The sequence below is a fragment of the Shewanella sp. SM87 genome (genome assembly GCF_025653705.1).
In the GTDB taxonomy this organism is placed as follows: Bacteria; Pseudomonadota; Gammaproteobacteria; order Enterobacterales; family Shewanellaceae; genus Shewanella; species Shewanella oncorhynchi.
The window spans coordinates 25,621-43,115 of record NZ_JAKKSC010000035.1 but is presented as its reverse complement, the minus strand read 5'-3'; the positions used below and the strand labels follow the sequence as shown (position 1 = coordinate 43,115).

The window sequence follows — 17,495 nt, the reverse complement described above, 5'->3', positions numbered from 1 at the left end:
GACATCAATGTTCTAAGCCAGCTACGTTTAGGCCAAAAAGTCCACTTCAAGGCCAAAGAAGGCCAAGTGTTCGGGGTGGTTATCAAAATCAACAAGAAATCAGTGATGGTGGTCAGCGATGATAACCGCCAGTGGAAAATCCCACCAGGACTGGTGCAGATCATGAAAGACATCTAGCCAGGATGCTTGGCCGAAATCTATAAGGCGTCAATACGTCCTAAAATGGACGCTTACGATTTTACTGAGTGTTCGATTTTTACAAGCACACTATTTATCGAAACCCCGTTTTGGGCAAAAACACGTTAGCCAAAAGCTAACGTGAAATGATTGGGTTCAGCCCGTGAACCAGACTAGGCAAGTCTGATTCACTGTAACGATTTGTGAAATAGACTTTATTACTCTCACATTATTACAGATGTTCAGTGGACTTCAGTAATCTTACTTCATATAAACCACCTGCAATCGAGCCAGCTTTAGCGACAAACTTAACGGTAAAGGGCTGAGTGGGGGCGCTCAGCATTTCGGCGGGAATAGGGTAGTCTTGGCTATAAAAGTCTGCGCCTTTTTCTCCACTCAATGTCACGGCTGCGAGTAACTTGTCGTTAATGTGGATCTCAAACTCTCGGCCTGTATCTAAGCCGAAGTAGGTGAGCCTTAACAGCGGTGCGGTTTCTCCCTTTGCATTCAACTGATAACTAAACCAATCGTGGGCGTGGCGCCAATGGCGAGTGCCATTGAGTCCGGCTTCACTCTTAGATGCCTTAAAGAAATGATCAGCTTCAGGTTGTTGCTCACCGGGTAAGACGATATCGAGTGTCTGCGCCGTAAGTTTAGCTTCCAATTGAGATTTCATACTCAGAGCTTGCTGTCGCTGTTGCCACTCATTAGGCGCACTTTGACCAAAATAAACCGTGTAACGACTGTCGTGGAGGCGAAAGAAGGGGATCAGCTCTAAGGATTTAGCCTGATTCATCCGCGCCTTGCCGGTAGAAAACTTAAGTTCACTGAACGGCAAGCGGGTGATCTGCTGTAAAAATGCGGTGCCATCGCTAATAAAAATCGGCGCTTGGTCGGATTCACACATAGGGCCTTTGGCAATGTGGCCCATGCGGCTACTATCACCGATAAAGTTTAAGGATTCATTGACAATCGGCTGTGTTTTGGCCGCCAGAACAATCGGCCCATACAGGACTGAGTAATAAGAGCTTTTATCGGGTATTTGTTCTAACGTCACAGTCATGGGTAAGGTGATGCTGATCTTATCGCCCTTATGCCACTGACGTTTGATCTTGATGTACTGGCCTGCAACGGCGTTAAACTTTTGCGCTTGACCATTAATACTCAGCGTTAAATCATCATGTTGCACCCACTGCGGATATCGCACATTAAGGGCAAACTGCGCATCCTTGTCTAAGGTTATTTCTGAGGTACTAGCATCAGGGAACAAGGTTTTCTGCGTAACGGTAATACCTTTTTCCTGCCAATGTACCTCGGAGTCGACAAACAGATTCACATAAAACTCATCACCCTCGCTGGCGTAAATGAGTTCGCCATACTTAGCGTGATTTTCAATCCCAGAACCGACACAACACCACATACTTTGCTGGGCAGAGGAATAGACGCGGTAATGATCGGGCCTCATAGGCGTAAAGTACACAAGTCCACCGTTATCAGGGTGTTGAGACGACAAAATGTGATTATAAAGGGCGCGCTCGTAGTACTCGATATAAGCTAAATCGGCTTTATTTTCATCGAGTAGCTTGTTTTCATAGAGTAGCTTAGACAGTTTTAGCATGTTGTAGGTGTTACAGGTTTCGGGCCCTTCGGCCGATTCCAACATGCTGCTGAAATCGTCACTGGGATGAAAATGCTCCCGCACACTGTTACCGCCAATGGATGCCGTGCGCTTATGCACGACTTGCTGCCAGAAGAAATCGGCACTGTCTAACCAAACCTTGTTATTACTTAACTCTGCAATGCGGGCGACGCCGACGATTTTCGGAATTTGCGTATTAGCATGTAAACCCGTGAGTTTGTCTTTGTGGTGTAACAGTGGCTGCAGCAAGGATTGATCGGTATAGCGTTTAGCTAGAGCTAAGTATTTATTTTGCCCTGTGATGGCGTAAACATCGGCTAAGGTTTCGTTTAAGCCGCCATATTCGGTACGCAGCATCAGTTGCAACTGTTCATCACCCAGCTTATTGCTTAAATGCAGCATCCAATCGGCGAAATTCACCAGCATTTTTTTCGCGGTTGGATTATTGGTGTACAGATAGGCATCCCTTAAGCCTGCAAACACTTTATGGACATTGTACCAAGGCGCCCAAGCTTGGTTGAGGGTGAATAAATCAGCCTCTATCTTACCTTGCTCGATTTGCTGCCATAGCAGACGGCTATTGGGCACACCGCCAAGATAACCATTGCCATGGGCTTGCTGACACTTTTCTAACTCGGCCACCATGTAATTGAGTCGTGCTAATACGGCTTCATCGCCCGTCGCCGCGTACATCAGCGCAAGCGCTGAAAGATAATGTCCGCCGATATGACCATCTAAACCCGTATCTTCCCAATTAGGATAATTTTCAGCTGTGGTCGCTATGCCTGCATCCTTACGATAGGGCGCTAATAACCGTTCGGGATCCATCGACATGATGTAGTGCAAGTCGGTTTGCTGGGCATGCAGAAAAGGGCCGGCGGTAATACGCACATCATTAAGTGGGATAGCACTTGGTGCTGCAAAGCCGAGTGGTGTGAATAAACAGAGGCTTAAGAATAATGCGGATTTCATATCAGATCCCTTTAAAGTTTAGGCACGTAAAACTCATCTCACACTAGCTATTCGGTTTAGAACAGTGGGCAATAATAGACTTGCAGTCTCACAAACATTTGCGTAATGCGGACACTTGCACCACAAAAAATATCGCTAATAAAAAGCCCCAAATAGAAGGGGCTTTAAACTCAGAACTTAAAATAAGAGCTTGAGCTAAGGGCATAAGCTAAAGGTTTTAGGTCAGCAGCTTTAAATGCAAGAACGCTCTATTCCTGAATAGAAGGTTTACCAAATACTGGCATACCCACATCATCCCAACGTAATGCCTTCACATAGGTATGGCGGTTAGGATCCCATAACGGGTCGCCTTCAATTTCAGTGTAGGTGCGCGCGTGGTATATCAATAGATCGGTTTCACCATCTTCCGCTAAGGTAAAACTGTTATGTCCCGCACCGTAAACACCGTGCTCATAACAACTTGTCATCACAGGTTCTGATGCTTTATGCCATTGAGTTGCATCGAGTAAATCGGCATTCTCATCAATAGACAGTAAACCCATGCAATAATTTTCATCGGTAGCACTGGCGGAATAGGTGATAAAGATTTTGCCATGACGTTTTAGTACGGACGGACCTTCGTTAACCCAAAAGCCTTTGATCTCCCATGGATATTCAGGCTTGGTTAACATGACAGGCGTTGAGTTTATCTTGTCTGGTGTGTCCATTTTGGCAATGTAAAGATTGCTATTGCCTTGGATGTCTGGGGCCTTTTGTGCCCACACATAGTACAGCTGACCATTGTGTTCAAAGGTTGTTGCATCGAGGCAGAAAGTGTCGATACCGGTATCGAGCTGACCAAGGAACTGCCATTCGCCCGTCAGTGGGTTGGCATCATTACAACGCAGCACATACATGCGATGTTGAAACAGCGCATCTTTAATTTCTCGGCTCGGCGCAATTGCAACATAGAGATACCAAGCACCTTGATTAAAATGGATTTCTGGCGCCCATACTAAGTCAGAATATGCACCCGTATCCGGTTTATGCCACACATCAACCGGAGTCGCATCGGCAAGTCCTGCAATCGTGGTCGCTCTGCGTAATTCAATGCGGTCGTACTGCGGCACTGACGCGGTGAAATAATAAAAACCATCCGTGTACTTATAAATAAAAGGGTCGGCACGTTGTTCAATTAAAGGGCTGAGCTTTAACATCTTTTACTCCAAACTATTCCAAAACCGGATTACAAAAAATGAACTTGAAAAATTAACATCACTGATCCAAATAGCAGATCTATCATTGAATCAACACCGCTACACCGAGACTTTTGGATCGCCATTACCGCCTTGAGTTGTGTGCTTAGGCTTAGGCGTGGCCTCTTCATTAAGAATTTCCATATCGGGTAGTGCTTGCTTGATATCTTCATAAACACGGTCAGATATTTTGTACTTAAACATCAACAACCCCATCAGCGCGTGGAAAGCACCAGGAATGACAGTTAACATCAAGGAAATCCCTGTCAGGGTGAAACTGCTTTGTACTTGCCCTGGTTGATAGTTGAAGTAAGTCAGTAACATGCCCACTACAAAACCTGCGGCGCCCATACCCGCTTTTTGGGCGAATGAGATCCCACCAAAAGCTAAACCCGAAACCCTATGACCTGTTTTAACCGTGCCGTAATCGACCGATTCAGAAATCACTGACCAAAAGACAGGAGCATGTAAATCCACCACAAAGGAGATGGCAAAATAGAGCACAAAGGCAAGTACGATATCGCCTGGCTGCACGGTAAAGAACATCAGTACACTTAAAATACCAACGATGAGTTGGCTATAGCGGAACAGCTTAAGCTTACAGTAACGCTTAGTGATCCAGGTTGAGGCCACCATCGCCAGAATCGCGGCGCCAACACCGGTTGAGAGAAATGCCGACAGCATTTTGGCGTCGCCACCGAGGTAATATGTCGCGTAATAGGCGGCAACTGAGCCGCGAATAACGTAACCGACTGTGCCTATCACGCAGATAGAACACAGCACTAACCATTGATCGTTCTTTAATAGCAACTTCAATTGTGTACCAATAGGCTTAGTTTCTACTTTGTAGGCCACACGCTCTTTAGTGGTAAAGAAACAGAATAAAAACAACAATGTTGCCATTAATGCCATTACCCCCATGGCCTTTTGATAGCCAGCAGCAAGGTTATCACCGCCCCAAGATGCTGCCAGCATAGGCACAATAATGGTCACTAAAAAAGCGGCAATTTTAGCGAAGAATAGTCGATAGCCATTGGCGGATAAGCGCTCTTTGGGGTTGTCTGTTAATACGCTAATAATGGAAATATAAGGAATAGTGACTGTAGTGAAAATAATCGTCACCAGAATATAAGTGGAATAAGCCCAAATCAGTTTGGCGTTGTAGTCCCAGTCCGGTGTACTAAAGGTTAAAAAGACTGACAGTCCAAACGGCACCGCCATAAACAGGAAGTAAGGGCGATAACGACCCCAACGTGTGGTTACTTTATCGTTAATAATGCCCATGAGTGGATCGGTAATGGCATCGATTAAACGAACCAGCAAAAACAAAATTCCCACATCAGCAGGTTTTAGGCCAAAGATGTCAGTATAAAAGAAGGTAATAATTAACATCATTGAAGACATCACCACGTTTACGGCCATATCCCCAGAGCCGTATCCGATCTTTTCAATGACCGACAGTTTATGAGAACTCATCAGAAATCCTTATTATATTTTTTATAAACAGTGAGTTAATGTACCAGCAACACGTTATAGCGTATTCCCCATGTTAATACATTCTCTAACTGTTAATTTTCCCACATTGGATTGTTACTTATTTGTCTTGATAGTATGATAACCTCAATCATCATACAATAGCATAATAGCTATTTTATTATATTGGATCTTGTTTCATTAAGGAGTATTGATGCCACCACTGTCTGTTTCATCTAAAAAATACCTTAAGCGGTTCAACTGTGCCTTGCTGCTCGGCCTTCTTGGCACTGTCGGTAGCATCAGCGCAAAACAGGTGAGTATTCATGATCCGGTAATGGCGCAAGAAGCGGGGAACTATTATCTGTTTAGTACCGGCCCTGGCATTACTTATTATTCTTCCAAGGATAAAGTGCACTGGGCATTAGCGGGCAGGGTATTCGACACTGAGCCCACATGGGCTCGCAGTGTTGCACCGGGTTTTAATGGTCACCTATGGGCGCCGGATATCATTGAGCATAACGGCAGTTTTTACCTTTATTACTCTGTCTCGGCCTTTGGTAAAAATACCTCCGCGATTGGTGTAACCGTCAATAAAACTCTTGATAAACAATCAAAAAATTATCAGTGGCTTGATAAGGGCATGGTGTTGCAGTCTATTCCCGACCGCGATGCGTGGAATGCCATTGACCCGAATATTATTGTCGATGAACAAGGCACGCCTTGGATGAGTTTCGGTTCATTCTGGCAAGGGTTGAAGCTCGTTAAACTCAATAGTGACTTTATCTCGATTGCCGAGCCGCAGGAATGGCATACCTTAGCCAAGCTAGCACGTCCTGCACTGCTAGCAGAAACCGAACCCGGCCCAGCGCAAATTGAAGCCCCATTTATTTATAAAAAAGCGGATTTTTACTATTTATTTGTCTCCTACGGTCTTTGCTGCCGTGGTGACGACAGTACCTATCATTTAGCGGTTGGCCGCTCGAAATCAGTGACGGGCCCTTATCTTGATAAAGCCGGTAAAGACATGGCTCAAGGTGGCGGCTCCGTGTTGCTTAACGGTACTAAGGCATGGCCAGGATTGGGGCACAACAGCGTGTATCAATTTGATGGAAAAGATTATTTAGTCTTTCACGCCTACGAATCCGCCGATAATGGCTTACAAAAACTCAAATTTGCTGAACTGACATGGAACCAAGGTTGGCCAGTGGTCGACCCTAACGCGCTCACCCAATATCAAAGTGTATTAGTTGACTCAGTAGGAAATAAATAACAATGACTCATTCTCTGACTAAATTAGTCGCCGTAATGGCGCTGTCATCCTGCTTGGGGGCAGATATGGTTCAAGCATCGCCCATATCAACGGACGATAACCGCATCACCAGCGAAACGTTTGCCAACCCTTTGTTTAGAAATGGCGCAGATCCTTGGCTTGAATACTTTAATGGTAACTATTATCTGACCACGACAACGTGGACTTCTGAATTAGTGATGCGCAAATCGCCCACGATTGCCGGGCTTGCCGATGCTCCCGCGCACAATATTTGGACTGGTACAGATAAATCCCGTTGCTGTAATTTTTGGGCATTTGAATTCCATCCGATGCAAACCGTCGATGGTCTACGCTGGTATGTCATTTATACCTCAGGCGTTGCAGAAAACTTCGACGGTCAGCGCAATCATATCCTTGAAAGTGAAGGCAGCGATCCCATGGGGCCATACACCTATAAAGGTACGCCTATGCCGGATCATTGGAATATCGACGGCAGTTATTTGGAATATAAGGGACAGTTGTATTTCCTCTGGTCTGAGTGGCACGGTAAAGATCAAGTCAATTTAATCGCTAAAATGAGCAATCCCTGGACCGTTGAAGGCGAGCATAAGGTGATCACTCAGCCTATTTATGCGTGGGAAAAGTCCGGTCTAAACGTTAACGAAGGACCAGAAATCATTCAGCACCAAGGGCGCACCTTCCTTGTGCATTCGGCAAGTTTTTGTAATACAGAAGATTACTCACTTGGCGTGGTCGAGCTCACGGGCGCCGATCCTATGGATCCCGCAGCGTGGACTAAATACGACAAGCCTTTTTTCAGTAAAGCCAATGGGGTTTATGGTCCTGGACATCACGGATTCTTTACCTCCCCCGACGGCAGTGAAGATTGGTTGGTTTACCACGGCAACTCTTCACCCACAGATGGCTGCAGTGGCACACGTTCCGCTAGAGCCCAACCCTTTAAGTGGGATGACAAAGGCCTGCCTCACTTTGGTGAGCCAATGGCAGATAAGCAACCCTTACGCGTTCCTAGTGGCGAGTTTGGGCCATTGAAAGCCAAAGTTGAAGGGGTAAAATACCGCATTGTTAACCATGATACTGACCAGTGCCTCATCACTAATGCCAAGGGCGATGTCAGCGTTAGCCGTTGTGACGATAAAGCCAGTACTTGGGTGATTGATCCCACCAATGACGGGCTTTATCGATTTGCTAACGTGGCCGAAGGCACTTTTCTCACCCAAGAAAATTGCCAAGACAGTGAAGCATTGGGCGTGAATGCTGCGCCTTGGGTCGCCTCTCGTTGTCAGCGTTGGTCAGTGGATGCCAGTCATGATGGCTGGTTCCGTTTTGCCAATGAGCGTTCTATTCAAAATCTACAAGCCGCCAATTGCAGTACCCAAAAGGGCGCAGCTGTGGTTACTGGTGAAAACCGCGTCAGCGATTGTACTGACTGGCGGATTGAACCGGTATCTCATTTAGCGATTGTAAATGCCCACAGTGGACGAGTGGTGTCGGCGCAACAATGCGACGTTAAAGCCAATGCCAATGTGGTTCAACATGAATATACCGCCAATGCCTGCCAGCAATGGCAAGCAACATCCACCACTGATGGTTATTACCGCCTGCAATCGAAGCAGCTAACGGCGAACAAACAAGCCCAATGCTTAGTGAGTGTTGATGGCAACTTACAACTGGGTGGTTGCGAGCAGGCGGACAGTGAATGGCGAACTGAGTTTATGCCAAATGGTTCACTGCGTGTCGTATCGCGTAAGGGCGGTTCATCGATGAAAGTGGCAGGCGAGTCCTATGCCAATGGCGATAATATCGTTGAGGATGTCTGGAAAAATACCATTTCGCAGCAGTTCTATTTCAGAGAGGTGAAATAGCAACAAATAGTTTGTAACGAGTGCTTGAAATGTCGTTTGATTTGAGGTCGCTTAACGACATCTTGGTTGAGCCTATGTTGCTCAGCGCTGTGCAGTAACTGTTTAACAGTTACTGCTTTTTTATACCTCTACCACTTACTCATCGCCTGCCAAACTAATCGAATGGCCGCAAAGTAAGCACAATGCTAAAAGCGGCCACCAATCCGCTAGCGACACCCCCATGCCTTCAAACACCGCAATTTTAACTCCGTGCTGCAGTGACATCAACATGGCAAAGGTTGCGCCACCAATGCCAAAACAGGCCGTAACAAAGAGGTAAATGCGGCGCTAAGGGTGAGTAGGGCAAACATGTCAGCGGGGATCACATTAAATGAAAACCATGAAGAGGGCATAAGTCGTATTCGAGAAGTGTGAGGGTGCCAACAGTAGCAAAATCGCTTGAGGCTTTCAAAGCTCATAAGCTGTCACTTAGATTCCCACTGGTGTCTCAACGAGTTAGGGTAAGTCCTGCCCAGACCACTTAGTAAAGTCGATCTATGAAAGTTAACCAATAACTGATTTAGCTGCATCGTTGATGCATGTCGTGATAGTAGGCCATCATGTGGATGACCAAAAGAAAAAGCTAATCAATTGATTAGCTTTTTGATTTCTGTCATGGCTGAAGCATCAGGCTTAGAAAGAGTAACGCGTACCAATCGCAAAGGTGCGGCTATACAAAGATGAACCACTGTTATACAAGTTAAAGTCAGTATAAGCAGAGTGGAACTCTTCACCGGTTAAGTTAGTAGCATCGAAGGTAAGTACCCAGTCAGGGGTAACATCCCAGCTAAATTGAAAGTCCATGTTCGCTTCTGAGTCGCTGTAAATCCCCGTTGGCATTGAACAGCAGAAGTTATAACCCGTTAGGAACTTGTCACGGTACACATAGGACAAGCGTGCAGAATATTCTTCTTTTTCATAGGCTAATACCACGCTGTATGAGTTTTTAGAGACACCGACTAACGGCTTAGTTTCATAACCAATAAGCTCGCCCGCACCGCCATCAGTATCAGCGGCAAAGATCGGATCTTTGGTTTTGCCATCTATGTAGGTGTAACTGGTTTGTATGCCAATACCTTGCAACCAATTAGGCAGTTCATCGGGGAAGTAGGTAAATCCAAGCTCTAAACCATCTAAGCTACCTTTACCCGCGTTGGAAGGTTGTGTGAGTACGTATTTAGCGTTGTACTCTGGATTAGAATTGTCTGTCACTTCAATGTTGCGACTCGTGGTGTAGACAAAACCATCGACTTCACGCTTAAACAGCACGCCATATAAGCTGCTACTTGGCGCAAAATAATATTCTAATGACAGATCGTAGTTCTGCGATTCAACCGGTTTTAAATCAGGGTTACCGCTCGATGCATAACCAAACTCAGCCTCTGTGCCAGCATTTGGAGGTGTCAGTGTCATGGTAGGGTTTAAATCACCAAAAGCTGGGCGACTGATTGTTTTTCCGTAAGAGAAACGTAATAACAGGTCATCCGTTAAATAGTAACGTGCCATAAAGCTTGGCAGCACATCGGTAGAGTCTGTAGATTGTGTAACTTTACTCGCCGCCGATTCATTAAAAGCCAAATCGGTACTGCTGTTAACCACACGTACACCTATCTGACCATCTAAAGGCAAACCAAAGAGCTCAGTGCTGTAGTTCGTTTGCAGGTAGGCCGCCATGGTTTGTTCTTCAATATCAAAAGAACGCGAATCTAAATAACCACCGCCATTGACAGCTAGGCCATAGTATTCACGCATCTGCCCTACATTATCCAATAAATAACCGCCGTCAGCTGACAACCAGTTGCTTGGCACATAGGCTTGACCGTCATAAAAGCCAGGTTCCGTGGTTGTTGATAAGCCAGTAATATCCGTTAAACGACAATTTGAACCATTGATAGAGCAGCTACCACTGCTTTGATCTTTCGATTTCGATTTGGCGGTACGTTTATCATAACGCACACCTAAATCGATCGTGTCAAATAGACCTAGTTCAATGGCATAGTCGCCATCTAAGTTCCACGATATCGCATCGCCTTCATCTTTACCGCTATTGTCAAACAAACTGCCCATATTGAAGTCGGCAGCGTTGGTCAAACTGCCTTCATTAATATCGGTTGTGCTAGGATCATCTAAATACGCAAAGGCGGGATTACCTGTGCCATTGTAGTTAAAATCTACTGCTAACTGATTGCGTATTGCATTGGTTTGCATTGCCACAAAAGATCGGGTGTATTGACTGGTTTGGTAATTGATTTCGGATCGTAATCTTAAGTCGTCACCAATATCCCATTTACCCCCTAATGCATAAACATAGCTATCAGTCTCGCCCGTAGAACCATCACCGCTGGTAAACAAGGCTGCGTTATTGATGTAATTCTTCTTCACCACATTCGTATTGTCGTAGAATTCTGGGTTTCTGAAGTGACTGTTACCATTAACAAATGAAAACAGCAGCGAGTTGAAATCTTCATTGCGATAACCGTTATAGAAAGCTTCAAAGAGATACTCTGAAGTGGCATTAGGCTGCCATTGTAGCGATAAGTTAACGGCAGGGCGTTTGCGGGTACCAGTATAATCGGTTAAGCCCATCGCATCGCGCAGCAACACATACTCAGTATCAACCCCGTTAACATTGAGCGTTGAGCCCGGTGTTGTTGATAGTGCTTCACCACGATTCACAAATGCGGAGTTAATACGTTCAAAATTATCGGCACGATAAGGATCAGATGAACCAACCCAAATATTTTGATCGCGATAATTACTTTCGGCGTACGAAGCATTAATCAAGGCGCCAAATTCACCAGAACTGGTATCCCAACGATCACTGGCAAGAATACTGAAATTAGGATCAACTTTTTCGGTTGCATCACTGTAGATACTACGGGCGGCAACGACAATCTTCTCCCCAGAGAAGTTGAAGGGCCGCTGGGTTTTTATGTCAATTTGACCCGCGATGCCGCCTTCAATCAGGTTGGCAGAACGCGTTTTATACACGTCAACACTGTTCAGTAGTGAGGCGGGAATATCCGCTAATGCCACAGAACGACCCGTTGAAGTAAAAATTTGACGACCATTAATCGTGGTAGATACATCACCTAGACCACGGATAGTGACTCCACTCACTTCTCCGCCGCCTCGACCAGTCACTTGAACGCCTGTAACCCTTTGCAGGGCCTCAACCACGTTATTATCGGGAAACTTACCAATATCTTCCGCAATGATGGAATCAACAATTTGAACGTTCTGTCGCTTCAGCTCGATAGCCTTCGTTAACGAATCACGAATGCCAGTAACCTGAATCACTTCTATCTCATCAACTTTTTTTTCTTCTTCTTCTTCTGCATAAGCGTTTTGGCACATCAAAGATATTGATGAGGCTATCGCTATGCTGAGCAGTGAACGTGTAAACATGAAAGAGCTCCCCAAGTGCAGTTATTTCATAAGTTTGTTTAATTTTTGGTAGATATTTTGTTATGTTAATTATAATGATGCTATTGTATGACTAATAACCTGTCAACACCTAATTTGTCAGTTTCTTGTTAAAAGATATCTTTGCTGTTTACAAACATACTATTGTATGATGAATTGTGATTGTCGTGATCATCTCCCATAGGGCATGGGTTAAAAGTGATCAACCTAAAAACATAGAACTCTTTAAAAGCACTTTAAAATTAAGTACATAAATATTAATGGGGGAGATGACTATATGAAATTGAGTAAATTGATGCTTGCTATGACGGGGATCATCATTCTTGGGGGATGTGGCGGCGATGGGGATTCTGGTTCATTACCTCCCAATATGGTTCCAGAGAACCAACAATTACCGGATCCGACAATCAAGCAGGAAATGTTAGATTTTAATGATCTTGCAGTGCATGATCCGTCAATCATTAAAGCTGACGATACCTATTACGTTTTTGGTTCACATTTAGCTGCGGCTAAATCAACGGATCTGATGAACTGGCAATATTTGACTCGTATTGAGCCAGTACTTGATGCCAATGGCGAACCGGTTCTCGATGATGATAATAATCCTGTCACCATCACACGCATTGCAAATGCACCCACAGATCAAAATCCATTATTTAATACAGTTTCGAGCGAAATGGCGGCCGCTTTTAAATGGACTGGCGATAAAGTTCAAGGCTCGTGGGCGCCGGATGTTATCAAGCTTAAAGATGGAAAGTATTATTTCTATTACGATTTTTGTAATAATCCAGATGACCCTGTCTATCCAACACCTGTCTGTAATGCCCCACGATCTTTTATCGGCGTTGCCGTAGCTGACGCGATAGAAGGCCCATATGTCGATAAAGGTGTATTTTTGCGCTCAGGCTTAACGGCGGATGAGATTACTCAAGGTTTAGGACCTGATGGTGTAACCGCCTATAACGGTGGCACTATGCCAAATACCATTGACCCCGCTGTTTTCTATGACAAAGATGGACAACTGTGGATGACCTATGGATCTTACTTCGGTGGGATCTGGATCTTAAAAATAGATGAGACCACAGCAAAACCATTCCCGAATCAAGGCTATGGTAAGCGGCTAACCGGTGGTGAATTTGCGGCTAATGAGGGGTCATACATTCTCTATAGCCCTGATACTAACTATTACTATTTGTTTACTTCTATTGGTGGCTTTGCAGCCAATGGTGGTTATAACATTCGCGTTTCCCGCTCTGAAAATCCTGACGGCCCCTATGTCGATGCCAGTGGTTTTGACATGACTCAAGTTTATAAAAATCCTGAAGAACATGGTAATAAGATACTCGGTGGTTTCGAATTTGTTGCGGAGAAAGGCGATACGGGAAGCACTCAGGGTTATTTATCACCAGGCCATAACTCAGCCTATTTTGATAAAAATACAGGTAAATATTTTCTCGTTACTCATACTCGTTTCCCTAACCGCGATGAGCAACACTCTGTACGTGTTCATGAGATGTTTATCAATGCAGATGGTTGGTTAGTGGTATCACCACATCGTTATGCGCCAATTGACGGTGATAATGTTGTCGATTCACTCGATCTCGTCGGTGACTATCGCTTTATTAATTTTGAAAAAGATACCAACAATTCACCAAAGACATCCGTTTACCTCACACTGACTGAGAGTCGTCTGGTGAAAGGGGAAGTCACGGGTAAATATCGTTTATACGATAACGAACCGAACAGAATCACATTAACCCTTGATAATTTGGGTACATTCGAAGGTACTCTCGCATGGCAGTGGGATGAGACCCTCGCTAAATTGGTACCCACCTTCAGCGCATTGTCAAATGAGGGCGTCTCCGTTTGGGGCTCAAAACTGCTCGATAAGACCTCAGAACAACTATTAACCGACATAGGCAACAGCATAGATGTTGTCAGTGAAGCGACGGATGGTGTGATTGCGCTACCAACGCGCGGTACACGCGGTGCGATAATAGAGTGGACATCAAGCGATGCTACTGTAATTCACCCCGACGGCACTGTGGTTCGCCCCAATGTAGGGGAAGGTGACAAGGTAGTAACTTTGACCGCCACTATTATGATTAACGGTAAAAAAGTCTCGAAGACGTATCAAGTGACTGTGTTTGCGAGAAAAACCTATAACCGTATCGCGCAGTACAGTTTCGAGAACAACCTGACAGACTCTTTAGGGCTGTTTGCAGCTGGTCAACCTACGGGTGATAGAATATTTAAACCTGCTGATTCAGTTAGTTATAGCATGGGACTTGAAGGAGAAGCACTGGCACTCGATGGCACCCACGGCGTGTTACTGCCTACAGGGATCATTTCAAGCTATGAGTACACTGTCTCATTCTGGGCCAATCCGACAGTCATCACTGGGTTTTCAACGGCATTTTTTGGTGCAGTCAATGAGGAAACCGCAGCCGATGGCGGTAAGTTCTCTAACACTTGGATCAGCATGCTGCCCCAAGGCTGGGATGGCAATACCATGTTTTGGAGTAACGGCAGTGCCTGGTTTGATGGCGTTACCGGTGAGCGCATACCTGAAAATACTTGGTCACATGTCGCGTTTTCGGTGAGCAATGGGCTGGTACGTGTCTTTATCAACGGTGTTGAAAAATTCAGTCGCGGCAATCTCAGCGATTATTTCAGCGGCCAACAGGGCGTCTTTGGGCTTGGGGTTAACTACTGGGATCTACCCTATAACGGTTTGATTGATGAACTTAAAGTATATGAAGCGGCATTGACTGCAGGTGAAGTCAAAGCTTTGGATATTGATAAATTACCAGACAGCGAATTACTAGCATCTGCAGTGGATATCCTCGATTTAGGCGATTTATCATCAGTACGTGAAGATTTGCATTTACCTGTCACGGGTCCTTATGCGGCAGCAATAACTTGGGTATCTTCAGATCCGACTATCATTAATACCACTGGCGGTGTGACTCAACCTGGTCGTGAGGAAATCGATAAAGTGGTGACCTTGACGGCAACCATAAAGCTGGGACAAGCCACTCAAACCAAAGTGTTCACAGCAAATGTGAAGTCAATGGCGCCACCAACACCTGTAGCTGTCTATAGCTTTGAAGATAACCTAACGGACAGCACTGCTCACTTTGGTGCTGGCACTGTGGTGGGTAACTTAATTGGTACAACTGGTGGAACCATTGCTTACGCTGATGGTGCTGTGGGCAAAGCGGCAGTATTTGACGGAAAATCGGGTATTGAACTGCCAAACAACCTGATCAAAGACAATAGCTATTCAGTCTCTTTGTGGCTGAATCCTAAAGTCTTGAACAAATACACCAGTGCGCTCTTTAGTTATGCCAGTGCTTCAAGCTGGACCAGCGTATTACCTGGCGGACAAAACGACTATGAACATGCGGTATTATGGTCTGGTGAAGCTTGGTATGACGGTAGAACTGGCTTTACTATGCCAAAAGAGACTTGGTCACACATGGTGTACACGGTTAATGGTGGGGATGTGAAGGTCTACATCAATGGTAACTTACTGTTTACTGGCGCCAACTTCCCGAACGTTTTCTCTGTACCCACCACAAAATTTGCGGTCGGCGTTAACTTCTGGGATACACCTTTCACCGGTTCTGTCGATGAAATCAAGTTCTATGACGAAGCGATAACCGAGCAAGACGTGCAAGATCTGTTTGGCGAATCCAATCAATAGGCAAGCAACACCCAAGCTATTGACGCTTATCACGAAAGCATCCGAAAGGGTGCTTTTTTATTTACAGTATTTACACAGTTCTTACTTCTCATTCTCTTTGGTAGCATTGCTATAAATGTTTATTTGTTGAAAGATAATACCTCATCCCAAATGAGTGATTTTATGAACAATATTGTTGGTGTTGACAAATTACTGATGACCATTTCCGTAGGTAATATTCTAGGGGAAGGCGTGCTTTGGGATGATAAAACCCAATCCATTTGGTGGACTGACATTGAAGCTGCTGAGATACTCAATTACTCAATTACGACTCAAAGTCTTCGAACTATTGCCATGCCGTATCGAGTCGGTTCATTTGGTCTAACGCAAAATGCAGAACAACTGATAGTCGCGTTTGACCGTGGTATAGCGTTATACCATTTAAAAAATAATGAAGTACAATGGCTTGCTACGCCAGAATCACACCTTACGAATAATAGATTCAACGACGGTCGAGTCGACAGGCAGGGGCGCTTCTGGGCCGGTACGATGGTTGAAACTATGGTTGAAAATGGCTCTTATCCAAGCAGTGATGCGGCACTCTACTGCATAGACCATCAAGGCCAATGCTTAAAAGTGTGCGAGAACATCAGCATTTCAAATGGGCTCTGCTGGAGTCCAGATGGACTGACTATGTACCATGCCGACTCACCAAAACATGAAATATTTCAATATGATTTTGATCCAAACACAGCATCAGTCAGCAATAAACGATCATTTGTCACAACAGGCCAAATGATTTTCCCTGATGGTTCTGAAGTCGATGCCGCTGGATATATTTGGAACGCTCAATGGGGTGGCGGTCAAGTGGTTCGTTATCGTCCCAACGGCCAAGTCGATCTTACACTGACATTACCCGTTACCAATCCAACCAGTATCTCCATAGGTGGGCCAAACATGGACTGGCTTATCATCACCAGCGCAAAGCATTCTTTAAGTGCTGAACAATTATCAAAAGAGTCCCAGGCAGGTGATGTATTTATTTATCCGTTAGTCGGCATAAAGGGACTGAACAGTCCATTAGCGAAATTTAGAAAATAATGAGCAAGTCTTCAATCCCTAAACACATTTAGCCACTTCCTAGGTGAATAGTAGATGGGCTACCAATGTCTCAACCAACAAACCACTAAAACCACTTTTTGTACAGCATGTAAAGTTTAAGTGCCTAGCGATAATGTAAGAGTCCGTTGTATAAATACCTGTAGTGATGATTCTAGCTGTTGTATCTCGGCGTATAATATTCCTAAATCGATTGAACTAAGACACTTAAGACTCGTTTCTACGGAGGCGACTATTATCTTTACGGCTATTACAATCAACAGCGGTGTGCCTATCTTGGTAGTGGTCAGTGTCAAAAACATAAAAAACATCTTGTGCCAACATGTTTGGCACGAAACGGGCACAAATTTAGAAAAATGGCTAATTGGGGGGTAACAGTGATAGATGTGGGTTAAGCAATCGAGGCATAGTTAGGCAGATCAGAGGGGGCAGGGTGTGTTTGAATATTTCTGCAAAACACCTAGTTTAGGCACGAAAATTTTTTATTTGTCACAAATATAAACAGAGCGTCTTAAGGTAAGACAATATTAAATTGAGGTTTTAAAGGGAGTTAAAGGGAGTTAAAGGG

The 17,495-nt window shown here is 44.8% G+C and carries 8 protein-coding genes; 4 read left to right on the top strand and 4 right to left on the bottom strand.

Annotation, left to right across the window (positions count from 1 at the left end):
- Positions 1–409: 409 nt before the first annotated feature.
- The 3 genes from L5M11_RS20485 to L5M11_RS20475 all read right to left on the bottom strand — a co-directional run bounded on the left by L5M11_RS20485 (position 410) and on the right by L5M11_RS20475 (position 5,499).
- A complete protein-coding gene (locus L5M11_RS20485) occupies positions 410–2,788 on the bottom strand; it encodes a glycoside hydrolase family 127 protein (protein ID WP_263193098.1) in 2,379 nt (792 codons plus the stop codon).
- A gap of 248 nt (positions 2,789–3,036) precedes the next feature.
- Positions 3,037–3,984: a glycoside hydrolase family 43 protein gene (locus tag L5M11_RS20480; protein WP_263185828.1), complete on the bottom strand. Its 948-nt coding sequence runs from the start codon at positions 3,982–3,984 to the stop codon at positions 3,037–3,039.
- Positions 3,985–4,083: 99 nt separating this feature from the next.
- Positions 4,084–5,499 (bottom strand): MFS transporter, encoded by a 1,416-nt coding sequence (locus L5M11_RS20475; RefSeq protein ID WP_263185826.1) that lies wholly within the window; start codon positions 5,497–5,499, stop codon positions 4,084–4,086.
- 211 nt (positions 5,500–5,710) lie between these two features.
- Between L5M11_RS20475 and L5M11_RS20470 the strand changes: the two genes are divergently transcribed.
- Together L5M11_RS20470 and L5M11_RS20465 are read left to right on the top strand one after the other, a co-directional pair.
- The gene (locus L5M11_RS20470; protein ID WP_263193096.1) at positions 5,711–6,769 is read left to right on the top strand and encodes an arabinan endo-1,5-alpha-L-arabinosidase; all 1,059 of its coding nucleotides are present in this window, start codon (positions 5,711–5,713) and stop codon (positions 6,767–6,769) included.
- 2 nt (positions 6,770–6,771) lie between these two features.
- Positions 6,772–8,655, top strand: a complete 1,884-nt coding sequence (locus tag L5M11_RS20465) for a family 43 glycosylhydrolase (protein ID WP_263193095.1) — start codon at positions 6,772–6,774, stop codon at positions 8,653–8,655.
- A 672-nt stretch (positions 8,656–9,327) separates the two neighbouring features.
- On the opposite strand, the gene L5M11_RS20460 is transcribed toward L5M11_RS20465, so the two are convergent.
- Complete coding sequence (locus L5M11_RS20460; protein WP_263193093.1) at positions 9,328–12,102, bottom strand: TonB-dependent receptor; 2,775 nt, start codon at positions 12,100–12,102, stop codon at positions 9,328–9,330.
- Between the two features lie 295 nt (positions 12,103–12,397).
- On the opposite strand from L5M11_RS20460, the gene L5M11_RS20455 reads away from it, so the two are divergent.
- Positions 12,398–15,829, top strand: coding sequence for a LamG-like jellyroll fold domain-containing protein (locus L5M11_RS20455; protein ID WP_263193092.1), 3,432 nt, complete (start codon positions 12,398–12,400; stop codon positions 15,827–15,829).
- A 162-nt stretch (positions 15,830–15,991) separates the two neighbouring features.
- Positions 15,992–16,909, top strand: coding sequence for an SMP-30/gluconolactonase/LRE family protein (locus L5M11_RS20450; RefSeq protein ID WP_263185818.1), 918 nt, complete (start codon positions 15,992–15,994; stop codon positions 16,907–16,909).
- Positions 16,910–17,495: the final 586 nt, after the last annotated feature.

What these genes read in the sequence shown, in the direction of transcription:
- L5M11_RS20480 (WP_263185828.1), bottom strand. Translation starts at nt 3,984, where the DNA reads ATGTTAAAGCTCAGCCCTTTAATTGAACAACGTGCCGACCCTTTTATT.
- L5M11_RS20460 (WP_263193093.1), bottom strand. Translation starts at nt 12,102, where the DNA reads ATGTTTACACGTTCACTGCTCAGCATAGCGATAGCCTCATCAATATCT.
- L5M11_RS20450 (WP_263185818.1), top strand. Translation starts at nt 15,992, where the DNA reads ATGAACAATATTGTTGGTGTTGACAAATTACTGATGACCATTTCCGTA.
- L5M11_RS20465 (WP_263193095.1), top strand. Translation starts at nt 6,772, where the DNA reads ATGACTCATTCTCTGACTAAATTAGTCGCCGTAATGGCGCTGTCATCC.
- L5M11_RS20485 (WP_263193098.1), bottom strand. Translation starts at nt 2,788, where the DNA reads ATGAAATCCGCATTATTCTTAAGCCTCTGTTTATTCACACCACTCGGC.
- L5M11_RS20455 (WP_263193092.1), top strand. Translation starts at nt 12,398, where the DNA reads ATGAAATTGAGTAAATTGATGCTTGCTATGACGGGGATCATCATTCTT.
- L5M11_RS20470 (WP_263193096.1), top strand. Translation starts at nt 5,711, where the DNA reads ATGCCACCACTGTCTGTTTCATCTAAAAAATACCTTAAGCGGTTCAAC.
- L5M11_RS20475 (WP_263185826.1), bottom strand. Translation starts at nt 5,499, where the DNA reads ATGAGTTCTCATAAACTGTCGGTCATTGAAAAGATCGGATACGGCTCT.